Source organism: Kocuria arenosa (assembly GCF_042879215.1).
GTDB lineage: Bacteria > Actinomycetota > Actinomycetes > Actinomycetales > Micrococcaceae > Kocuria > Kocuria arenosa.
On sequence record NZ_JBHZTA010000001.1, the window covers coordinates 117,664 to 132,538 of the forward strand.

The 14,875-nt window shown below is 74.0% G+C and carries 13 protein-coding genes and 1 riboswitch; of the genes, 9 read left to right on the top strand and 4 right to left on the bottom strand.

Annotated elements, in window-relative coordinates; genetic code table 11:
- Positions 1-100: 100 nt before the first annotated feature.
- Positions 101-1,195: an alanine dehydrogenase gene (gene ald / locus ACFYE3_RS00560; protein ID WP_387605809.1), complete on the top strand. Its 1,095-nt coding sequence runs from the start codon at positions 101-103 to the stop codon at positions 1,193-1,195.
- A 25-nt stretch (positions 1,196-1,220) separates the two neighbouring features.
- Here ald and ACFYE3_RS00565 read toward each other — a convergent pair whose 3' ends face one another.
- Positions 1,221-1,721, bottom strand: a complete 501-nt coding sequence (locus tag ACFYE3_RS00565) for a MarR family winged helix-turn-helix transcriptional regulator (RefSeq protein WP_387605807.1) — start codon at positions 1,719-1,721, stop codon at positions 1,221-1,223.
- A gap of 73 nt (positions 1,722-1,794) precedes the next feature.
- Here ACFYE3_RS00565 and ACFYE3_RS00570 point away from each other — a divergent pair, with 73 nt between their 5' ends.
- Positions 1,795-3,741, top strand: coding sequence for an ABC transporter ATP-binding protein (locus ACFYE3_RS00570; RefSeq protein ID WP_387605804.1), 1,947 nt, complete (start codon positions 1,795-1,797; stop codon positions 3,739-3,741).
- Between the two features lie 73 nt (positions 3,742-3,814).
- Here ACFYE3_RS00570 and metE read toward each other — a convergent pair whose 3' ends face one another.
- Both metE and ACFYE3_RS00580 read right to left on the bottom strand, forming a co-directional pair.
- The gene (gene metE / locus ACFYE3_RS00575) at positions 3,815-6,220 is read right to left on the bottom strand and encodes a 5-methyltetrahydropteroyltriglutamate--homocysteine S-methyltransferase (RefSeq protein ID WP_387605801.1); all 2,406 of its coding nucleotides are present in this window, start codon (positions 6,218-6,220) and stop codon (positions 3,815-3,817) included.
- Between the two features lie 56 nt (positions 6,221-6,276).
- On the bottom strand, positions 6,277-7,203 hold the full coding sequence (locus tag ACFYE3_RS00580; protein ID WP_387605798.1) for a methylenetetrahydrofolate reductase: 927 nt from the start codon (positions 7,201-7,203) through the stop codon (positions 6,277-6,279).
- A gap of 71 nt (positions 7,204-7,274) precedes the next feature.
- Positions 7,275-7,381, bottom strand: a riboswitch (SAM riboswitch).
- A 207-nt stretch (positions 7,382-7,588) separates the two neighbouring features.
- Here ACFYE3_RS00580 and ACFYE3_RS00585 point away from each other — a divergent pair.
- The 6 genes from ACFYE3_RS00585 to ACFYE3_RS00610 all read left to right on the top strand — a co-directional run bounded on the left by ACFYE3_RS00585 (position 7,589) and on the right by ACFYE3_RS00610 (position 11,842).
- Positions 7,589-8,581, top strand: coding sequence for a glycosyltransferase (locus tag ACFYE3_RS00585; protein ID WP_387605797.1), 993 nt, complete (start codon positions 7,589-7,591; stop codon positions 8,579-8,581).
- 65 nt (positions 8,582-8,646) lie between these two features.
- Positions 8,647-9,987 carry a hypothetical protein gene (locus ACFYE3_RS00590; RefSeq protein WP_387605795.1) on the top strand — a complete coding sequence of 447 codons (1,341 nt, stop codon included), beginning with the start codon at positions 8,647-8,649 and terminating at the stop codon, positions 9,985-9,987.
- Between the two features lie 46 nt (positions 9,988-10,033).
- Entirely contained in the window at positions 10,034-10,390 is a 357-nt protein-coding gene (locus tag ACFYE3_RS00595; protein WP_368822143.1) for an ArsR/SmtB family transcription factor, read from the top strand.
- A gap of 3 nt (positions 10,391-10,393) precedes the next feature.
- Positions 10,394-10,876, top strand: coding sequence for an SRPBCC family protein (locus ACFYE3_RS00600; RefSeq protein ID WP_387605792.1), 483 nt, complete (start codon positions 10,394-10,396; stop codon positions 10,874-10,876).
- A 40-nt stretch (positions 10,877-10,916) separates the two neighbouring features.
- The gene (locus ACFYE3_RS00605) at positions 10,917-11,414 is read left to right on the top strand and encodes an SRPBCC family protein (RefSeq protein ID WP_387605790.1); all 498 of its coding nucleotides are present in this window, start codon (positions 10,917-10,919) and stop codon (positions 11,412-11,414) included.
- A 2-nt stretch (positions 11,415-11,416) separates the two neighbouring features.
- A complete protein-coding gene (locus ACFYE3_RS00610) occupies positions 11,417-11,842 on the top strand; it encodes a VOC family protein (protein ID WP_387605789.1) in 426 nt (141 codons plus the stop codon).
- 57 nt (positions 11,843-11,899) lie between these two features.
- Here ACFYE3_RS00610 and ACFYE3_RS00615 read toward each other — a convergent pair whose 3' ends face one another.
- Positions 11,900-13,303, bottom strand: a complete 1,404-nt coding sequence (locus ACFYE3_RS00615) for an amino acid permease (RefSeq protein ID WP_387605786.1) — start codon at positions 13,301-13,303, stop codon at positions 11,900-11,902.
- Positions 13,304-13,544: 241 nt separating this feature from the next.
- Between ACFYE3_RS00615 and ACFYE3_RS00620 the strand changes: the two genes are divergently transcribed.
- Entirely contained in the window at positions 13,545-14,831 is a 1,287-nt protein-coding gene (locus tag ACFYE3_RS00620) for an adenylosuccinate synthase (RefSeq protein WP_387605785.1), read from the top strand.
- Positions 14,832-14,875: the final 44 nt, after the last annotated feature.

A 14,875-nucleotide genomic window follows, 5' to 3' on the forward strand; every position in this document is an offset into this window, starting at 1 on the left:
AATACGCCGGGGGCGTACGGTGGCGGCATGAGCCGCGCGCGGCGGCGATGACGCCGCGGTGCCGCCCGGGGCCCGCGGCCACGAGAGGAGAGCACAGACCATGCGCGTCGCAGTTCCCAGAGAGATCAAGCCGGCCGAGCGGCGGGTGGGTCTCGTGCCCGCCGGGGTGACCCAGCTCGTGCGGGACGGCCACGACGTGTTCGTGGAGACCGGCGCGGGGGAGGGCTCCGGGTTCGACGACGACGCCTACACCGCCGCGGGGGGACAGGTGGTCGACCGGTCCACCGTGTGGGAGCGGGCGGAGCTGCTGGTCAAGGTGAAGGAGCCGGTGGCCGAGGAGTACGGATTCCTGCGCTCCGACCTCACGCTCTTCGCCTACCTGCACCTGGCCGCCGACCGGCCGCTGACCGAGGCGCTGCTCGGGGCGGGCACCACCGCCGTGGCGTTCGAGACCGTGCGCGCCGGCCGGATCCTGCCCCTGCTCCAGCCCATGTCCGAGATCGCGGGCCGGCTCGCCGCCCAGTCCGCCGCCCACCACCTGCAGTCCAACGCCGGCGGCCCCGGGCTGCTGATGGGCGGGGTCCCCGGCGTCGCCGCGGCCAAGGTCGTGGTGGTCGGCGGCGGGACCGTGAGCACCCAGGCCGCCCTCATGGCCTCGGGCCTGATGGCCGACGTCACGGTGCTGGACGCCAACGGCGCGCGGATCCGCGAGCTCACCGACCTGCTCGGGCACCGGGCCCGCGTGCTGATGAGCGACGAGCACGTGCTCGAGGAGGAGATCTCCGGGGCGGACGTGGTGATCGGGGCGGTGCTCGTCCCGGGGGCGGCGGCGCCCAAGCTCGTGCGCCGCGAGCACCTCGGGGTGCTGCACGACCACGCCCTGCTCGTGGACGTCGCCATCGACCAGGGCGGGTGCTTCGAGACCTCCCACCCGACCACCTACGACGACCCGACGTTCGAGGTGGACGGCATCACCCACTACTGCGTGGCGAACATGCCCGGAGCGGTGCCGCGCACCGCGACCCGGGCCCTCGCCAACGCCACCACGCCCTATCTGCGGCGCCTGGCCCGCGGCCCGGAGCGGGCCCTGGCCGCCGATCCGGAGTTCGCGGCCGGGCTCAACACGGCCGCCGGCAGCATTCGGCACGCCGGGGTGGCGGAGGCCTTCCCGGACCTGCCGGCGCAGCTGGACTGAGTCCCGGCGGACGTCCCGCCGGGACTCAGTCCGGCGCGGGGCCGTCCGTCGTGAGCATGCGGAGCAGCCGCTCCAGCTCGACCCGGTCCGCCGGGTCCAGCCGCGAGAAGTACTCGTCGGACTCCCGGCGCCGGTCCTCCCGCACCTGCTCGCGCAGGGCGGCGCCCCGGGGCGTCAGTGCCACCAGCGTGGCGCGCCGGTCGGAGGGGTCCGGCACCCGCTCCACGAGCCCCTTCCGCTCGAGCAGGTCCACCACCTCCGTGGCGGACCGGGGGGCGATGCGCAGGGCGTCGGCGAGGTCCTTCACGCGCAGGCTGCCGGACCCGCCGCCGTGGCGGCAGTTCCCGGCGGGGCCGTGCCGGTGCCCTGTCCCGCCCGGGCACCCCGCGAGGGCGTCGAGCGCCCGGAACTGGTGCGGGGTCAGCCCGAAGGGGGCGAGCTGCTCCGCCCAGCGGCGGCGCAGCCGGCGGAAGACGGCGTGCAGGAGGTCCCCCAGCCGGGCCGGATCGGGATCGTCGTAGGGCATGGCGCCATCCTATCCCCATTGCGGGCTACCTCATAGAGAGGTAACCTCCTTGATAGTTCCCGAGGAGGATCCCATGGCGACGACCTATCGCACCGCACGCGTCCGCACCCCGGCGCACGACGGCGGAGGCACCCCGGCCGGCGGACCCGGCGTCCTGCCCGGTGCCGGCGCCGGCGGCGGCGGCGGCGGAGGAGGGGCCCGCGCCGCCCGCCCCGACCCCGCGGACCGGAAGCAGCTCGCCCGGCACCCCGTCGGCCCGCGCCGGATCGCGGCGCTGTTCGCCCCGCACCGCGGCACGATCGCGCTCGTCGTCGTGCTCATCACGGCGTCCTCGGTGGTCAACCTGGCCCAGCCGTTCCTGGTCCGCGGCGTCATCGACGACGCCCTGCCGAACGGCGACACCCGACTGCTGCTGGTGCTGACCGCCTCGATGGTGGGGGTCGCGGCGCTGACCGCCGTGATCGGCGTGGTCCAGACCTGGATGGCCACCACCATGGGGCAGCGGGTCATGCACGCGCTGCGCGTGCAGCTCTTCACCCACCTGCAGGCCCAATCCCTGGGGTTCTTCACCCGGACCCGGGGCGGGGAGGTGCAGTCGCGGCTCACGCACGACATCGCCGGGATGCAGTCCGTGGTCACCAGCTCCGCCACGGGCGTGGCGTCCAACCTCACCACCGCCGTGGCGACGGCCGTGGCCATGGTGGCGCTGTCCCCGGCGATGAGCCTCGTCTCCCTGCTGGTGCTGCCGCCGGCCGTCTGGCTCTCCCGCCGCGTGGCGCTGATCCGCCGGGACGTGACCGACGAGCGCCAGCGGGAGCTCGCCGCGCTCCACACCCAGGTCGAGGAGGGCCTGTCCGTCTCGGGGGTCCGGCTCGCCAAGACCCTGGGCACCACCGCGCGGGACGCGTCCCGCTTCACCGAGCGCTCCGACCGGCTCGTGGGCCTGGAGCTGCGCAGCCAGCTGGCCGGGCGCTGGCGGATGGCCACCATGCAGATCGTCTTCGCCGCGATCCCCGCCGTGATCTACCTGGCCGCCGGCTTCCCGGCCACGAGCGGCGGGATGACCATCGGCACCCTGGTGGCCTTCACCGCCCTGCAGGGAGCCATCTTCCGGCCCGTGATGGGCCTGCTGAACATCGGCGTGCAGTGGGTGTCCGCGCTGGCCTTCTTCAGCAGGATCTTCGAGTACCTCGACCTGGAGCCGCAGCTCGTCCCGCCCGCCGCGCCCGTCCGGCTGGACCCGGCCGGCGTGCGCGGGGAGGTCCGGTTCGAGGGCGTGCGCTACGCCTACGACGACGGGGCCGACGTGCTGCGCGACCTCGACCTGGTGCTGCCGGCGGGCACCACCACGGCGGTGGTCGGGCCCACCGGCTCGGGGAAGAGCACCCTCGGCTCCCTGCTGCCGCGGCTCAACGACGTCACGCAGGGGCGGGTGACGATCGACGGCGTCGACGTGCGGGAGATCGATCCGGCGGACCTCGCCCGGATCGTGGGCGTCGTCTCCCAGGAGACCTACCTGGTGCACGCCACGGTGCGCGCGAACCTCCTGCTCGCCGATCCGGACGCCTCCGACGCCGCACTGTGGCGCGCCCTGGGCACCGCGCGCATCGCCGACACCGTCGCCGGGCTGCCGGAGGGGCTGGACACCGTGGTCGGCGCCCGCGGCCACCGCTTCTCCGGCGGGGAGCAGCAGCGCCTGGCCATCGCCCGGACCGTGCTGCGCAACCCGCCCGTGCTGGTCCTCGACGAGGCCACCAGCGCGCTGGACAACACCACCGAGGCGCAGGTCCAGGAGGCCCTCGACCGGCTGGCCGCCGACCGCACGACCCTGACCATCGCCCACCGGCTCTCCACGGTCGAGGACGCCGACCAGGTGGTGGTGCTCGAGGGCGGCCGCGTCGTCGAGCGGGGCGCGCCGGGGCGGCTGCGCGCGGCCGGCGGCCCGTTCGCCCTGCTGGCCGCGCGGACCGGCCGGGAGGACGTCGCCGGCCGGCGCACCGGGTCCTCCGTCGCCTCCTGACCCGAGGGAGCCCGCACGACCACGACAAGGCGTGGTCGTGCGGGCTCCCGCGGATCGGTCGGTGCGGTCCGGGTCAGCCGCGCGTGCCGTGCTGGACGATCAGCGGCCGCCCGGTGGGCTGTGCCACGCGCTCGCGCGCGGTCCGGGCCGCCGCCACGAGGTGCTCCAGCGACGCCGTCGTCTCCGCGTAGCCGCGGGTCTTCAGGCCGCAGTCCGGGTTGACCCACAGGGTCCGCGCCGGGACGTGCTCGAGGGCCCGCTCGAGCAGCTGCTCGATCTCCTCCTGGGAGGGCACGCGCGGGGAGTGGATGTCCCACACGCCGGGCCCGATGCCCCGGGAGAAGCCGGCGGCCTCGAGATCGGTCAGCACCTCCATCCGGGACCGGGCGGCCTCGATGCTCGTCACGTCGGCGTCGAGGCCGTCGATCGCCCCGACCACCTCGCCGAACTCCGAGTAGCACAGGTGGGTGTGGATCTGGGTCTCGTCCCGCACCCCCGAGGTGGCCAGGCGGAACGCGTCCACCGACCAGCCGAGGTAGGCCGGCTGCTCCGCGCGGCGCAGCGGCAGGAGCTCCCGCAGCGCCGGCTCGTCCACCTGGATGATCCCGATCCCGGCGGCCTCGAGGTCCGCGACCTCGTCGCGCAGCGCGAGCGCCACCTGGTTCGCCGTCTCCCCGAGCGGCTGGTCGTCGCGCACGAAGGACCACGCCAGGATCGTCACCGGGCCCGTGAGCATGCCCTTGACCGGCCGGTCGGTGAGGGACTGGGCGTGGCCGATCCACGGCACCGTGAACGCCTCGCCGCGCAGGCCCTCGCCCTCCCGGCTGACGTCGCCCCACAGGATCGACGGGCGGGTGCAGCGGGAGCCGTAGGACTGCACCCAGCCGTGCACGGTGGTCGCGAAGCCGTCGAGGTGCTCGGCGAAGTACTGGACCATGTCGTTGCGCTCCGGCTCGCCGTGCACCAGCACGTCCAGGCCCAGCTCCTCCTGCAGTCGCACGACCCGCTCGATCTCCTCCCGCAGGAAGGCGTCGTACTCGGCGTCCGTGAGGGCGCCCGCGCGGTGCCGGGCGCGGGCCGCACGGACCTCGGCGGTCTGCGGGAAGGAGCCGATCGTGGTGGTGGGCAGCGGGGGCAGCGGTCCGGACGCCGTGAAGGACCGGCCCTCCTGCGCGGCCCGGCGGACCTCCGCCGCCGTCCGCCCGATGTCCGCGGCGGTCAGCGACCCGGAGCGCTCGCGGACGGCCGCGTCGCGGACCCCCGCCGCGTCCTGCCGGGTGCGGCGGGCCTCGGCCGCGTCGGCCAGCTCCTGCGCGACCGACTCCGTCCCGGCGGCGAGACCGCGGGCCAGGGTGACGATCTCGCCGACCTTCTGGTCGGCGAACGCGAGCCAGCTCCGCAGCTGCGGGTCCAGCCGGGTCTCCTCGGCCACGTCGTGCGGGACGTGGAACAGGGACGTGGAGGAGGCCACGGACACCTGGGCGCCCCCGCGGGCCAGCTCCCCGAGCTGGTCGAGCCGGCCGGCGAGGTCGGCCCGCCACACGTTGTGCCCGTCCACGGCGCCGGCCACGAGCACGGCGGAGTCCTCGCCCTGGAAGAACTCGAGCTCCTCGGGCGTGGGGGCCGCGCCCCTGACGAGGTCGAGGTGCAGGGCCTCCACCCCGGAGCAGGCCAGGGGGTGCAGCAGCGGCCCGGGGGAGCCGTAGGAGGTGGTGACGAACAGCTGCGGGCGCGCCGTCACGGCGGTCAGGGCCGTGTAGGCGTCCCACACGGACACGGCGAGCTGCTCGGCGGGGACGTGCTGGTCCGCCACGAGGGCCGGCTCCTCCAGCTGCACCCAGTCCGCGCCGGCCGCGGCGAGCTCGCCCAGCAGCTGCGCGTACACGGGCAGCAGCTCGGGGAGCCGCTGCAGCGGGTCGAAGCCGGCGGGGGCGTCGTCGTCGGCCTTGGCGAGGAGGAGGAAGGACACCGGGCCCACGAGGACCGGGCGGACGGTGAAGCCGTGCGCGGCGGCGCGGCGGACGTCGGCCACGAGCCGGTCGGCGGTGGCGCGGAACGGGGTCTCCGGGCCGATCTCGGGCACGAGGTAGTGGTAGTTGGTGTCGAACCACTTGGTCAGCTCGAGCGGAGCGCGCCCGGCGTCACCGCGGGCGAGCACGAAGCTCGCGTCGAGGTCGAGCCGGCCCTCGGCGTCGGCGAGGTCGGCGAAGCGGGACGGGACCGCCCCGAGGGCCACGGTGGTGTCCAGCACCTGGTCGTAGAGGGGGAACGCCGCGGGCAGCGACGAGTCCTGGGCGCCGAGGCCCAGCTCCACGAGCCGGCGGTGGGTCGCGAGCTGCAGGTCGGCGGCCGTCGACTCGAGCTCCTCGCGGCTCGAGCGCCCGGCCCAGTAGGCCTCGAGGGCCGTCTTCAGCTCGCGGCGGCGGCCGATCCGGGGGTAGCCGGTGATGGTGGCGGCGGGGAACGGGACAGTGGTCATGGTGATCTCCTGAAAAGGGGTCGAGAGGTCGTGCGGAACGGTGGGGCAGTGCGTGCTCAGGCGGGGAGCAGCAGGTCGTCGAGCGGGACGGGCACGTGCGGGACGCGCGGGAGCTCCACGTGCTCCAGCAGGTCGAGCGCGGCCCGGTGCTCGTTGAACGTGTAGAGGTGGATTCCGGGGGCACCGGCGTCCAGGGCGGCGCGGGCCAGCCGCGCCGCGAAGGCCACGCCGGCGCGGTGCCGCTCGGTGGGACCGGGCGCGTCCTCCAGCGCCGCGGCCAGGCCCGGGTGGGGCGCCAGGCCGGCCAGCCGGCACAGCGTGCGCAGCCGCCGCGGGTCGGAGACCGGCATGATCCCCGGGACGATCGGGATGGTCACCCCGGCCGCGCGCGCCGCCGCGACGAGGCGCTCGTAGCGCTGCGGGCGGAAGTAGACCTGCGTGATCGCGAAGTCCGCCCCGGAGCGCTGCTTGGCCAGCAGCACCTCGACGTCGTGCCGGAACGAGGGCGACTCCGGGTGCCGGGTCGGGTAGGCGGCCACGCCCACGGCGAGCCGGCCGGCCGCCAGGGCCGCGGTGTGGCGCTGCTCGACCTCCCGCACGAGCTCCACGAGCTCGCCGGCGTACCGGAGCTCGCCCGGCTCGGCCCCCGGCTCCCGGTCCCCGCGCAGGGCCAGGACGCCCCGGACGCCGCGGCGGACCAGCGCGGCCACGGTCTGCTCCAGCTCGGCCCGGGTGCTGCCGACGCACGTCAGGTGCGCCAGGGGCCGCAGGCTCGTGCGGGCCAGGAGGTGGTCGAGCAGGGCGAGCGAGCTGTCCCGGCGCTGCTCGTCCCCGCTGTACGTCACCGAGACGTGGTCGGGCCGAGTGGGCTCGAGCTCCTCGATGGTCCGCAGCAGCGTGTCGGCGCTCGCCGCGCTGCGCGGTGGATACAGCTCGTAGGACAGGGACGGCGGCGCCGGCCGGGGGATCGGGGGTGGTGTCACGTTCTTCCTCCAAGGGTCACCCCGAGGGAGGGCGGCAACCGTCCCGGGGTGGACCCGGGAGGGAAGCGACAGCTCCATCGGTCCTGGCGGGAGCACCGTTCCGCGCACCCCGTGGCGGGGGCGCGGATGGTTGCTGCGGCGTCGACGAGCCAGGTCTCTCGGCCGCTCTGGATAGATGCAGGACCCATTCCAGCGGCTGCCCCGCCGTGCTGCCAAGTGCGGGCGCCCAGAAGACGCCGGTGCGCCGACTGTGACGACCGGGACGTCACAGGACGCAACACGGACGCACGGCGACGCACCGGCGGGGGACCACGGTCCTGCGCCCCGCGCCCACTCGCCATAATGGACGAGCCACCCCCGCCCCCGACCGCAGGAACGAGTGCCCATGCTCTCCACCCCCCGCATCGTCGCCGTCGTGCCCTGCCACAACGAGGAGACGGCCGTCGCGCGGGTCGTGACCGACCTGCACGCCGCGGTGCCCGGCATCGAGGTGCACGTCTACGACAACTGCTCGACCGACGGCACCGCCGAGGCCGCCCGGCGTGCGGGGGCGCACGTGCGGCGCGAGGACGAGAAGGGCAAGGGCAACGTGGTCCGGCGGGCCTTCGCGGACCTGGACGCCGACGTCTACGTGCTCATCGACGGCGACGACACCTACGACGTGGCCGACGTCCCCCTCCTGATCGAGACGCTGCTCGCCGGACCCTACGACCACGTGGTGGGCGTGCGCCGGCAGGTCACCAGCACCGCCTACCGGTCGGGGCACGAGTCCGGCAACAGGTTCTTCAACGCGCTCGTCACCTTCGCCTTCCGCCGGAGGGTCTCCGACATGTTCAGCGGCTACCGGGTCTTCTCGCGCCGCTTCGTCAAGTCCTTCCCCGGTCTCTCCCGCGGGTTCGAGATCGAGACGGAGCTGACCGTGCACGCCGTCAACGCGCGGATGCCGCAGACCGAGGTCGCCGTCGGCTTCCGTGACCGGGCGGAGGGGAGCGAGAGCAAGCTGCGGACCTACCACGACGGCTTCCGGATCCTGGGCGTCTTCGGGCAGCTGCTCTTCCACGAGCGCCCGTTCTTCGTCACCGGCGCCGTCTCGCTGGCGCTGTTCCTGCTGGGCCTGGTACTCGGCCTCCCCGTGGTCGCGGAGTTCGCCGGCACCGGACTCGTCCCGCGCTTCCCGACGGCGTTCCTGGCCGCCTCCCTGATGATCCTGTCCGGGGTGTTCCTGCTGATGGGCGTGCTGCTCAGCGGCCAGGCGAAGATCCGCCGGGAGACCTCCCGGCTGTTCTACCTGCGGCAGCCGGCTCCCCCCTGGAACGGCGGGGACGGCCAGGACCGGACCGGGTCCGGCGGCACGGAGCGCCGGCGGCAGCTCCCGTGAGCGCGGGACGGGAGTGGCCGCGGTCGCGACTGCTCCCTCTGCTGCCCTGGGCACAGGGGCTGGGGATGCTCCTGGTCCTGCAGTTCGCCCTGTTCGGGCTGCTGACGGCGGGCCAGGCGGTGCCGGACCGGCCCATCGTCGAGAACCTGCTGGCGGCGGTCGAGGACGGCACCTACGGCCCCCACGGGACGATCGACCGGATGGGCGGCCCCGCCGACACCTTCACCGAGTGCGTCGTGGCGGGCACGGGCCTGGGCGCGTCCCCGGAGGAGTCGGCGTTCAGCCGTGCCGTCCGGATGCCCCGGCTCGCCACCTGCGGCGGCGGCCCGGAGCAGCTGCGGGCCCTCTCCGAGGGGGCCGTGCTCACCGACAACGACTACTACAAGTACTGGGCCGGCTACACCGTGCTCACCCGTCCCGTGCTGGCGCTGACCGGTCTCGAGGGCCTGCGGATCGTCTCGGGCACCCTCATGGTGCTCGCCCTGGGCGGGGCGTTCCTCGCGGTCCGCGCGCGGACGTCCACCGCCGTGGCGCTGGCCCTGGTCCTGCCCTACCTGGTGGGGACCAACCTGCTGTCCACGCCCTCGACGTCCTTCAGCCAGTCGATCTCCATCGCCTTCATCTTCCTGTCGGTGGTCCTCGCCGCGCTCGGGGCGGGGCGCTCGCCCCGGACGGCGTACGCGGGAGTGGCGCTGGGCGCGGCGCTGTTCTGCTTCGTGGACCTCCTCACGACCCCCGCGGTGCCCTGGGCGATGTCCGCGTTCGTGGTCGGCGCGGCGGTCTGGTGCCGCACCGGGGCCCTGCGGGAGACCGCCACTGCGGTGCTGGTGAGCGGTCTGGTCTGGCCTGTGGCCTTCGCCGTCACCTGGCTCGCGCGCTGGGTCGTCGCCGGCGCCTTCCTGGGCGTCCCGGAGACCTTGGAGGTGGTCCGCCGCAACGTGGGGATCCGGACCGGAGGCGACCACACGGGGGTCTCCGAGGCGTTCGGCGCGGGCGTGCGCCGCAACCTCACCTACTGGTGGGAGGTCGTGCCCACCTCCGGGCTCGTGCTGACCGGCTGCCTGCTCGCGGCGGGCGTGGGCCTCGTCCTGGCGCTGCGCCGGGGAGGGCCCGCCCGGTGGGGGGCCGCCGCGGTCCTCGCCCTGCCCGCCCTGGCCGTGCCCTTCTGGTACACGGTGCTCAGCAACCACTCCCAGATCCACGCGTTCTTCGTCAACCGCGGGGTGGCGGCCGCGCTGGCCGTCCTCACCGCCGCCTGCCTGGCCGCGGCCGTGCGGCCGCGCGCGGGAACCGGGGCGTCGCGGGCCGGGTCGCCGCAGCCCTCCGAGGAGCGCGCAGCACCTGGGGAGGCCTCCGCCCGTCACGATCCGGTCACGGACCTTGCCGGGGCGGCGCGGGAGTCCTAGCCTTTAACAACCAACAGGTTGATCAAGGATTTAGTTGACAAATACCGTGGACCCCGGCGACGACGACCTCCTCGACAAGGCCTTCCTGGCACTCGCCGACCCGGTCCGCCGCCGCATCGTCGCCCGGCTCAGCCGCGGACCGGCCACGGTCACCGAACTGGCGGAACCCTTCGCGATCTCCCTGCAGGCGGTCTCGAAGCACATCCAGGTCCTCGAGCAGGCGCAGCTCGTCACGCGCACCCGTGACGCCCAGCGCCGGCCCGTCCACCTCGACCCCGCACGGCTCGAGGCGCTCACCACGTGGATCGACCGGTACCGGCTGGTCCGGGAGGAGCAGTTCCGCCGCCTCGACGCCGTGCTCGACACCCGAGCCGCGGACCGCGGCGAGCACACCCAGGACTGAACCATGGGACACCCACTGCACCTGACCGTTCCCGACGGCCTGCCGTTCATCGACTTCGAGCGCGAGTTCGACCACCCCGTGGCCGACGTCTTCCGCGCCCACGCCGATCCCGCCCTGCTGCGCGAGTGGCTCGGCCCGCGCGGCACGCACGTGGAGGTCGACTCCTACGACTTCCGCACCGGCGGCGTCTACGAGTACCACCACACCGGCCCGGACGGCGTCTCCTACGCGTTCCGCGGCATCCTGCACACCGTGCGCGAGAACGAGCTCGTCGTCCAGACCTTCGAGTTCGGGGGCTACCCGGACGTGGTCGACCTCGAGTTCCTGCGCTTCGAGGACCTCGGGGACGGACGGTGCCGGCTGGTCGGCCACGCCGTCTACCCCACCCAGGAGGCCCGCGACGGCACGGCCGGTTCGGGCATGGAGACCGGCATGTCCGACGGCTACGAGCGGCTCGAGGAGCTGCTCACCGCCCGGGTCCGCTGAGCAGTCCACCACCGAGGAACACTCCACCGAGGAGCACGTCATGGCCAACACCCTGCACGTCACGGCGCCCGAGGGCGTCCCCTGCGTCGACTACGCCCGTGAGTTCGACGCCCCTGCCGCCGAGGTCTTCCGCGCCCACGCGGACCCGGAGCTGTACCGGCAGTGGATCGGACCGCGCGGGCTCGAGACCCGGATCGACGGCTTCGACTGCCGCAGCGGCGGGTCCTACCGGTTCGTCCAGCGCGGCGCGGAGGGCGGTGACGAGTACGCCTTCCGCGGCGTCTTCCACACCGTCCGGCAGGACGCCCTCATCGTCCAGACGTTCGAGTTCGAGGGCTGGCCGGACCTGGTCACGCTCGAGTACTCGACGTTCGAGGACCTGCCCGGCGGGCGCTCCCGGCTCACGGGACGATCGGTCCACCCGTCCGTCGAGTCGCGCGAGCAGTACCTGGCCACCGGCATGGAGTCCGGGATGGCCCAGGGCTACGACCGGCTGGAGGAGCTGCTGACCGGGCGGCCCGCGCAGGACGGGGCCTGACCGTGGACTGGACGCTCGAAGTGGTCCTGCTGCCGGTCGCGGACATCGACCGCGCGATCGCGTTCTACCGGGACGGTGTCGGCTTCCGCCTCGACCACCGCACGGCCACGGAGCAGATGGACATCGCCCAGCTCACCCCGCCCGGGTCGGGGTGCTCCATCGTGGTCGGCAACCTCCCCGCCCACCGGGAGATGGCCCCCGGGTCGCTGCGCGGGCTGCAGCTGGTCGTCCCCGACGCCGGGGCGGCGCGCGAGGAGCTGCTCGCCCGCGGCGTGGAGGCGGGCGAGATCACCGTGGTGGACGAGCGGGACGGCGGCACGCTCTTCGGGTTCAGCGACCCGGACGGCAACACGTGGGTCGTGCAGCAGCTGCGGGCCCGGGCCGAGCAGCCGCTGATCCCACGGCAGCGCCCGGCGCCCGGGCCCTGACCCACCACGATGCCCCTGGCCCACGGCGATCTTCCCGGCCGGCCGGGAGGCCCGTGCTCAGCCGCGGGGGAGGTGCTCCGCCCGCCGGCCGAGGGTCCGCGCGGCGAGCGCGATGAGCAGCACCAGCCCGGCCGTGAGCAGGAGCTGGCCCCGCACGGCGTCGTCGAGCACCCCGAGCAGGACGATCCCGGCGAGGAGCGCCAGCGCCAGGTAGGACAGCCACGGGAAGGCCCACATCCGCAGCGGCAGCGCGGTGCCGTCCCGGTCCGCGCGGCGGCGCAGGACGATCTGCGAGACCAGCGCGAGTCCCCAGACGACCAGGCACGTGGCGCCCACGGTGTTGAGCATCCACAGCAGCACGGTCTCCGGCCACCGGTAGTTGAGCACCACCGCGGCGAAACCGAAGGCCACGGAGACGACCACCGCGGTCCGGGGCACCCCGCGGTCGGAGACGTCGGCGAAGGCCTGCGGCGCCGAGCCGCGGCGGGCCAGCGACCAGAGCATCCGGGACGCGCCGTAGATGTTCGCGTTGAGGGCCGAGAGCAGCGCCAGGACGATGACCACGGCCATCACCACGTCGGCGCCGGGCACCCCGGCGGTCTCCAGCACGGCCACGAACGGGCTGACCGAGAGCTGCTCGTCGTTCCACGGCAGGACCAGGACCATGACGGTCACGGCGCCCACGTAGAAGACGAGGATCCGGACCAGGATGGTGCGCACGGCGCGGGCCACGTTGCGCTGCGGGTCCTCGGTCTCCGCCGCGGCGATGGTCACGAGCTCCGTGCCGCCGAACGCGAAGACCACCACGAGCAGCGCGGCGGCCACCCCGGTCGGGCCGTTGGGCAGGAAGCCGCCGTGGGCGGTGAGGTTCCCGAGCCCCGGGGAGGGCGCGTCGGACAGGCCCAGCAGCACGGCGACCCCGACCGCCAGGAAGGCCAGCACCGCGAGGACCTTCATCAGCGCGAACCAGAACTCGGTCTCGCCGAGCGTGCGCACCTTCACCAGGTTGACCGCCGTGAACACCACCATGAACAGCAGCGCCAGCACCCACTGCTCCGTCACGGGCCACCGCTCCGTGAGGAGCTGGGCGGCGGCCGTGGCCTCCGCCGCGACCACCACCACGATCTGCGCCCACCACAGCCAGCCGAGGGTGCGGCCCACGGTGCGGCCCATGGCCTTCTCGGCGTAGGTCGAGAACGCGCCGGGGGACGGGTCCGCGGCGGCCATCTCGCCCAGCGCCCGCATCAAGAGCACCAGCAGCAGGCACGCCACCAGGAAGGACAGCAGCACCGCCGGCCCGGCGGTGCGGATCGCGGCGCCCGTGCCGATGAACAGGCCGGTGCCGATCGCGCTGCCGAGGGCCATCATCACGAGGTGACGGGCCGTGAGGTGGGTGCCCGGGACGGCCGCGGGCGCGGAGGACGGGGACCCGGTCGGGGTCCACGTGGAAGGGGAGCTCATGAGCACCGAGGGTATCGGACCGCGGCGGTCCCCGGACGGGGCGGCGAGTGCCTGCCCCGGGTCACGGGCCGCTAGACTTGCACGGTACGAGCCCCTGGGTCTCCTCCTGCCGGCGCCGCGCCTCCTCGGGCGTGCGGACGGGAGCGGGCCGACGCAGGGGCGTTGTCGTGCCCGGCCGGTGCGCGCCTCCGCCGGGTCCCGCGGGAGAAGTCCCGCTTCATCCAGGCAGGAGAGTCGTTCAATGCCAGCAATCGTGATCGTCGGCGCCCAGTGGGGCGACGAGGGCAAGGGCAAGGCCACCGACCTGCTGGGAGGCCGCGTGGACTACGTGGTCAAGCCCAACGGCGGCAACAACGCCGGGCACACCGTGGTGGTGGGCGGAGACAAGTTCGAGCTCAAGCTCCTGCCGGCGGGCATCCTGAGCCCCAACGCCGTCCCCGTGATCGGCAACGGCGTCGTCGTCAATCCCCAGGCCCTCTTCGAGGAGATCGACGGTCTCGAGGCGCGGGGCGCGGACACCTCCCGGCTGCGGGTCTCCGCGAACGCCCACCTGGTGGCCCCGTACCACCAGACCATGGACCAGGTCTCGGAGCGCTTCCTCGGCAAGCGGGCGATCGGCACCACGGGCCGCGGCATCGGCCCCGCCTACATGGACAAGGTCGGCCGGCTCGGCATCCGCGTCCAGGACGTCCTGGACGAGTCGATCCTGCGGCAGAAGATCGAAGGGGCCCTGCGGCAGAAGAACGAGCTGCTCGTGAAGCTCTACAACCGCCGGGACATCGACGTCGAGGAGGTCGTGCAGTACTTCCTGGGCTACGCCGACCGGCTCGCCCCGATGATCGTGGACTCCACCTACCTGCTCAACCAGGCGCTCGACGAGGACAAGGTGGTCCTCATGGAGGGCGGCCAGGCAACCTTCCTCGACGTGGACCACGGCACCTACCCGTTCGTGACGTCCTCCAACCCCACGGCGGGCGGCGCGTCCGTGGGCTCGGGCATCGGGCCGACCCGCATCACCCGGGCGATCGGCATCATCAAGGCCTACACCACCCGCGTGGGCGCCGGGCCGTTCCCCACCGAGCTCTTCGACGAGATGGGCGAGCAGCTGCGCACCACCGGCGGCGAGTTCGGCGTGAACACCGGCCGTCCCCGCCGCACCGGCTGGTACGACGCCGTGATGGCCCGCCACGCCTCCCGGATCAACGGCTTCACCGACTACTTCCTCACCAAGCTCGACGTCCTCACCGGCATCGAGCAGATCCCGGTGTGCGTGGCCTACGACGTCGACGGCGTCCGGCACGACGAGATGCCGATGACCCAGACCGAGTTCCACCACGCCAGGCCGATCTTCGAGCACTTCGACGGGTGGGAGGAGAACATCACCGGCTGCCGCACCCTGGAGGACCTGCCGGCGAACGCCCGGGCCTACGTCGAGGCGCTCGAGTCGATGAGCGGCACCCGGATGTCCGCGATCGGCGTGGGCCCGGACCGCGACGACACCATCGTGGTGCGCGACCTCATCAACTGACCCCTCTCCTCCTCCGCTCCTCGTCCGCGAGGGTGCACGTGCCG

Excerpts from the sequence above, each read along its gene's own strand:
- ald (WP_387605809.1), top strand. The coding sequence starts at position 101 with ATGCGCGTCGCAGTTCCCAGAGAGATCAAGCCGGCCGAGCGGCGGGTG.
- ACFYE3_RS00565 (WP_387605807.1), bottom strand. The coding sequence starts at position 1,721 with ATGCCCTACGACGATCCCGATCCGGCCCGGCTGGGGGACCTCCTGCAC.
- ACFYE3_RS00570 (WP_387605804.1), top strand. The coding sequence starts at position 1,795 with ATGGCGACGACCTATCGCACCGCACGCGTCCGCACCCCGGCGCACGAC.
- metE (WP_387605801.1), bottom strand. The coding sequence starts at position 6,220 with ATGACCACTGTCCCGTTCCCCGCCGCCACCATCACCGGCTACCCCCGG.
- ACFYE3_RS00585 (WP_387605797.1), top strand. The coding sequence starts at position 7,589 with ATGCTCTCCACCCCCCGCATCGTCGCCGTCGTGCCCTGCCACAACGAG.
- ACFYE3_RS00590 (WP_387605795.1), top strand. The coding sequence starts at position 8,647 with ATGCTCCTGGTCCTGCAGTTCGCCCTGTTCGGGCTGCTGACGGCGGGC.
- ACFYE3_RS00600 (WP_387605792.1), top strand. The coding sequence starts at position 10,394 with ATGGGACACCCACTGCACCTGACCGTTCCCGACGGCCTGCCGTTCATC.
- ACFYE3_RS00605 (WP_387605790.1), top strand. The coding sequence starts at position 10,917 with ATGGCCAACACCCTGCACGTCACGGCGCCCGAGGGCGTCCCCTGCGTC.
- ACFYE3_RS00615 (WP_387605786.1), bottom strand. The coding sequence starts at position 13,303 with ATGAGCTCCCCTTCCACGTGGACCCCGACCGGGTCCCCGTCCTCCGCG.
- ACFYE3_RS00620 (WP_387605785.1), top strand. The coding sequence starts at position 13,545 with ATGCCAGCAATCGTGATCGTCGGCGCCCAGTGGGGCGACGAGGGCAAG.